Here is a 6,376-nt window from a genome sequence, read left to right on the forward strand (position 1 = left end):
AAGTGTGCCGGTAGTATCCGGCACCTGCTGCCAGTACATAGACATGTTGCCAAGCGCCAGCGCTTTAAAAATGGTGGCATAGCCGATCAGACCACTGGCATAGGCTTTATCATCCATGGTATTTGCATAATCAATCACACGGTTGGCATCAAAAATAATCTTGTTGCTATTGGCCCAGATGTTGGCCAGGATGGTATTGGTACCATCAACGGTGCCGCCCCCAACGCTTAACTGAAACTCAGGTACGTTTCCCTCATTACGCAGCAACAGCTCATTGGTGCTGAAACCATTGGCCGTAACAATGTTATATAGTGAGCCTGCGCGATTGGTTGAATAAATACGTTGTATACCCACTGCTACGGCCGTTACCGCCTGTGTGGAGGTGAAAACATCATCTTCTTTTGCCGCAGACGGGTTCGTGAAATCCTTTTTGCAGGATGCGCTTAACAACGTACCGGCGATACAGATACCTGCTATTATTTTTTTCATACAATGCTTTTTAATAGGTTAGAATTTTGCAGACAGGCCCACACTAAACGTTCTGGGCACCGGTACAGGGCCAAAGTCAATACCGCGTAAAACGGTGCTTTGTCCTGCTGCATTCACTTCCGGATCATAACCTTTGTAGTTGTCCCATGATATCAGGTTACGGCCGCTTACATTCACGGTCAGATCGCGGAACCCTTTGATTTTACCAATGTTGTAGCCGATATATACTTCACGCAGTTTTACAAAGGACCCGTCGTCAATACGCCACTGCTCTACGCTGTATACACCGGATATATAACCGCGGGGCAGTTGTCCCAGGTATTCCTGTTCTGCTACTTTACCATTACCTACGCCCTGGCGGGTACGGAAATCAGCGTTAAATACATCATTACCCTGCACCGCATCCAATTGTACGCGCACATTAAGTTTCTTATAGCTGAATTCATTCACCAAAGATGCAGTGTAATCCGGGTTAGGATCTCCTATGATCTTACGGAGCGTAGTGCCGGTGGGTAAGCCTGCAGCATCACGTTGTGGCGTGTAGGATAAAGGACTGTTTTGTGTACCTTTTTCTATTTGTGGTATACCAGCTGCATTTTTCAGTTGAGCACCATTTGCATCCTGCGCAAAGAAAGAACCATAAAATACCCCGATCGGCTGTCCTTCCAGGATAGCTACCGGCGCGCCGCCATTGGTAGCATACAGGATCAGCGACTGGCCTATTTTCAGGGCTTTGTTGCGGTTGCGGTTAAAGATACCGGTAACGTCCCAACGGAAATTTTTGTTTGCCACCGGCACCACGTTCAGTACTACTTCAATACCCTTATTCTGCAGGGAGCCAATATTGTTCTTATAGCTGGAATAACCGGTGGTGGGTGCAATTACGCGATCCAGCAGCAGGTCATTCACCTTTTTGTTATAGTAATTAAATTGTAACCCAATGCGGTTATTCAGGAAAGCCATGTCGGTACCAATTTCAATTTCTTTCTGGCGCTCCGGTGCAACATTTTCATTAGCTAAAACAGTGCTGCCCGCAAAAGATGTTTTTGAATTAAATGCATTAGGTGTGTAAGAATTAAAACGGTCATACGCACCAATACCGGTGAGGTTACCGGATTCACCGTAAGCGGCACGCACTTTCAACAAGTTCCACCAGTTATTTACGCTGGCATCTTTCCAGAAATCGGATTCCGACAACACATAGCTGCCGCTGGCTTTCACATACACCTGGTTGCGCTCATCCTTACCAAATACAGAAGAACCATCCATACGCACAGCGCCGGTCAGGAACAGCTGGTTCCTGTACTGGAAGCTTTGCTGCAGGTACACGCCGGAAATAGATATCTCACTGCGGCTGTCTGCCGTAGGTAAGGGAGTGGCTGCGCTGTTCACCGCCTCTACAAACGGCGCCAGGCCCCTGCCTTGCGTAAGCAGGTAATTGTTTTTTTCATATTGTACAGAGTAACCTACCTGTGTGGTTGCGCCAAAGTTGTCGGAGATATTCCATTTGTAATTGGCGCTCAGGTCGTGGTTTATCTGGAAAAAATTATCGGTAGCGGTGCTGGCATAACCATTCTGTGTGGCATCCAGGGTAGGGCCGCCGCCAAAGAAACCGGTGCTTACATTGTAAGCAAAGGGCGGCATAAAGGTATTACCCTGCTGGCTGTAGTTATCAATACCCAGGTTATAGTTCAGGGTAAGGTTCTTTACCGGGTAAACTTTCAGTCCCACATTGGCCAGTACGCGGCTGGTTTGCTGTTTCTGCTTAAAATCTTCTATTACAGATACCGGGTTCACACGGCCTCTTTCACCTACTGCCTTCAGGTTGCCGGCAGCATCGCGGGTAAAAATATCGTGCTCATTGGCAATAATGGTAACAGAGTTCATGGGAGAGTAAAAGGAGTTCCCATCCGGCTTTTCATCTGCCGCGCTGTTAATGTAGTTCACACCTGCATTAAAGCTCATCCAGTCGGTCAGCTGCTGATCCAGGTTCAGGCGGAAGCTGTAGCGCTGAAAATCTGTATTCTTAATAATGCCCTGGTTGTAGAAGTAAGAAGCAGAGGCATAGTATTTTGTTTTATCCCTGCCGCCGCTTACAGATACGTTGTTATCCGTACCTAAACCGGTATGGAAAATATAGTCCTGGTAATCGTAACGCTTTACCGGTGTGGTATTGGTAAGCGAGGGCGTTAAAATGTCCTGCGTTTGCACATCCGGCGAGCCGCCAAATTTAATGGGCGCCTGGTTCACGTCCAGTTTTTTACGCAGCTGGCTTACCATCATGCTGGTAGAGAAGCTTACCACGGGCGCGCCGGAGCTGCCTCTTTTGGTAAAGATCTGCACCACCCCTGCATTGGCGCGTGAGCCATAGATAGCGGCGGCTGCAGCGCCGTTCAGCACTTCTATATGGTCAATGTCCGCCGGGTTGATATCCACCATCCTGTTCTGACCAACAGTGCCAATAAAGTTAGCGCCGTCATAGGTGCCGGCAGTATTGGTTACGCGGTTGGTAGCATTGTTCACAATAATACCATCCACAATATACAGCGGATCGGAAGAGCCGGTAATGGTGCTGATGCCCCTTAGCCTTACAGAAATACCACCGGCAGGGTCGCCGGAGTTCTGTGAGATCTGCGCACCGGCGGTTTTACCCTGCAGGGCTGCAAGGGCGTTACCGGTAGCGCCTTTGGTCAGCTGTTCTGCTTTCACCGTACTAATGTAGTTGCCTAATTGTTTGCGGGTAGTACCTTCTGTAGTACCGGTCACCACTACTTCATCCAGGCCTAAAGCATCTTCAGAAAGCTGGGTGATCATACTGTAGGTAGTGGCATCGCCTATTTGCAAGGCCTGCTCTTTGCTGGCAAAACCAACGCCGGAGAATTTTACGGTATAGGAGCCGGGTTTTAAGGTGGCATTAAAGCTAAAGTCGCCTTCTGCGCCGGTCACCGCGCCATAAGTAGTACTTTTTATTTGTACGGTGATACCGGGTATGCCGGCGCCTTCGGCACTGGTAACTTTACCGGCTATACGCACCTGCCCGAAGGCCTGCGTAACACTTAAACCGGTTAACAGGAAGAGGCATAATAGCCGCCATTTCCTGCATGCTGGTAATAACAAGCTGTTCATAACTGTTTGCGATTTTAGATTTGGATGTCTACATAATATTGATCTACGATCTACGATTTTAGATTACGATTTGAGTGTATTACATGGGATCCTTGTCTACATTTATAAAACATATCACACGGTGAAAGCCGCAACAGTTTTCGCTTTCATTAAATCTAAAATCGTAAATCTAAAATCGTAAATCAAAGGATTTCCAGTCCTTGTTTTTTATAAGCAGATAATAGCTGGCTCTCTGGCGCCAGTTCGGTAACAAGTGTATGAATGCCGTGTATATCGCATACCTGAATGCGCTGCGCGGTATTCACCTTTTCTGCAATGGTAAGCGCTACTACTTTTTGTGCGCTGGTAACCATGGCCTTTTTAATTTGCATGACTTCCCAATCGTTTTCCGTTAATCCATGAGTAGTATCAATGGCGTTGGTCCCTAAGAAACAGATGTCTGCTTTAATTTGTTTGATCTTGGCCTGCGCCTCACCCCCCACGGTGATCTGCGCATTTTTTGATAGTTTATCGCCTATGAGAATAATTTCAATGTTCGGATGCTGCATGTATTCCATGGCTGCTGTAAGGCTTACGGTAAAAAAAGTAGCCTTCAGCTCCGGCGGCAATGCCCGGGCCAGCTCTATGATGGTAGTGCCCCCGGTGGTAAGCACAAACATGCCGTCCTTAATCAGTTTTGCGGCTTTTTGCGCAATACACTTTTTTTCATCCAGCGCATATACCTGTTGCGCATGCACGGAGAAATGATAACCCTGCGATAATGCCCCGCCATGTACTTTAATAAGCTTTCCCTGGTCTGCCAGCTCTGCCAGATCACGCCGGATGGTATCTTCCGATACCTTGATCTCCTGGCTCAGATCGGCGGATAATACCCGGTTATGCAGGTTTACCTGGTGAAGTATATAGGTTTGCCTTTCTTTTTTAAGCATAACGGAACAGCGAAATAGACATTGGTTACTTTAATGTCGGCACAAAAACGCAAACAAACAAGCAAAAAGAAGCAATTGATAGTAAAAAACCTGCAAAAACCCGCAAACTAATCTTGTGGAGGATAAGAAAATATTGGTGCGTTTCCCTGGTGTTTCCTATGAGTTTCTCGTGTGTTTCTCATGAGTTTCCCTAGTGGATCCCATGAGTTTCCCTAGTGAATCCCTAGTGAATCCCTGGTGCATCCCATATTAAAAGCGCATGCACTCCCTATTAAAAGCGCATACTGTTCAGGGTAAAAGCGTATAAAATGAATATAACCGGGCAGGAGGGGTTACTCAAACATGCAGGGGACAGCATTTAGCGTTTTGCATTCAGCATTCAGCATGCCTACTTAAACACGCAATTTTTGGCAGTCCACCAGGGTTTTATTTCAAAGGCCAGGCGGCCGGTGATCACCGCAGTATCGGTACGTACAATATCTGCCGCTTCGGCGCTGTCGGCACAATCCAGTATAAAAATGCCCCGCAGGTCGCCATCATCCCCAAAAGGGCCGGCTACCATCAGCTTGCCGGAAGCTGCCAGGCGGTTAATGTTAGTCATATGCTTATCCTGTATACGGGCCGCATCTGCAGCGCTCTGGTTACGATGTGGTCCCCTTTTCAGGAAAACCATCCAATACTTTTTCATTTCTACTTTAGGTGTATCGGAAACTGCTTTAGTAGCAAAGGAGCGGGTAACAGCAGTGGGTTTAAATGACACGATCAGTACAACAAGAAACCCTACCAGCAGCACCGCAGGGAATAATTTGCTCGACATAACTCCCTTATTTTGGGCCCAAGTTACATCTAAAATCCTAAATCAGTATATTGCTGATAAAAGTGATTCACATGGGGAAAGATCTTTTCCAGTCACCAGATTACTTTGCAGTTGATGCGTTGTTAACCGAAGAACACCTGCTGATCCGCGATGCGGTACGCCAGTGGGTAAAGAAAGAAATATCACCGGTTATTGAAGATTATTGCCAGCAGGCCACCTTCCCGTCCAAGATCATTCACGGGCTGGGGCAGCTGGGATGTTTTGGCCCTACCATTCCCACGGAATACGGTGGGGGCGGGCTGGATCATATTGCCTACGGGCTTATGATGCAGGAGCTGGAACGGGGCGATAGCGGCGTACGGTCCACCGCCTCCGTACAGGGATCCCTGGTAATGTATCCTATTTTTACTTTTGGCAGCGAAGAGCAGAAACGTAAATACCTGCCCAAGCTGGCCACCGGTGAAATGATGGGCTGTTTTGGGCTCACAGAGCCCGACCATGGCTCCAATCCCGCCGGCATGATCACGCATTTTAAAGCAGACGGGGACTATGTGATCCTGAACGGCGCCAAAATGTGGATCTCCAACGCTCCCTTTGCAGATATTGCTGTTGTATGGGCCAAGGACGACCAGGGCGATATCCGCGGCATTATTGTAGAAAGGGGCATGACCGGCTTCACCACCCCGGAAACCAAAGGCAAATGGAGCCTGCGGGCCAGCGCTACCGGCGAGCTGGTATTTGATAATGTGCGCGTACCCAAAGCCAATATCTTACCTAATGTGAAAGGCCTCAAGGGGCCTTTGAGCTGCCTGTCATCCGCCCGTTACGGCATTGCCTGGGGCGTAATAGGCGCTGCTATGGACTGTTACGATACCGCCCTGCGCTACGCCAAGGAAAGGATCCAGTTTGACCGCCCCATTGCCGGCTTTCAGCTTACGCAAAAAAAGCTGGCGGAAATGATCACAGAGATCACCAAAGCACAGCTGCTGAACTGGCGCTTAGGTGTGTTGAAGAA

General features: G+C 48.2%; 4 protein-coding genes and 1 pseudogene. 1 reads left to right on the forward strand and 4 read right to left on the reverse strand.

The window, feature by feature from the left end:
* The 4 genes and pseudogenes from VIM87_RS26175 to VIM87_RS26190 form a co-directional block, all read right to left on the reverse strand.
* Positions 1 to 489: pseudogene (locus VIM87_RS26175) on the reverse strand (RagB/SusD family protein); the annotation flags it as partial.
* An 18-nt stretch (positions 490 to 507) separates the two neighbouring features.
* Complete coding sequence (locus tag VIM87_RS26180; RefSeq protein ID WP_331999847.1) at positions 508 to 3,615, reverse strand: SusC/RagA family TonB-linked outer membrane protein; 3,108 nt, start codon at positions 3,613 to 3,615, stop codon at positions 508 to 510.
* 182 nt (positions 3,616 to 3,797) lie between these two features.
* Positions 3,798 to 4,544: a DeoR/GlpR family DNA-binding transcription regulator gene (locus VIM87_RS26185; protein WP_331999848.1), complete on the reverse strand. Its 747-nt coding sequence runs from the start codon at positions 4,542 to 4,544 to the stop codon at positions 3,798 to 3,800.
* Between the two features lie 388 nt (positions 4,545 to 4,932).
* Positions 4,933 to 5,361, reverse strand: a complete 429-nt coding sequence (locus VIM87_RS26190; protein WP_331999849.1) for a YciI family protein — start codon at positions 5,359 to 5,361, stop codon at positions 4,933 to 4,935.
* Between the two features lie 71 nt (positions 5,362 to 5,432).
* Between VIM87_RS26190 and VIM87_RS26195 the strand changes: the two genes are divergently transcribed.
* Positions 5,433 to 6,376, forward strand: a 944-nt coding sequence (locus VIM87_RS26195; protein ID WP_331999850.1) for an acyl-CoA dehydrogenase family protein, incomplete at its 3' end; no start/stop codon positions are given.

It is taken from the genome of Chitinophaga sp. (assembly GCF_036569125.1).
Classification (GTDB): Bacteria; Bacteroidota; Bacteroidia; order Chitinophagales; family Chitinophagaceae; genus Chitinophaga.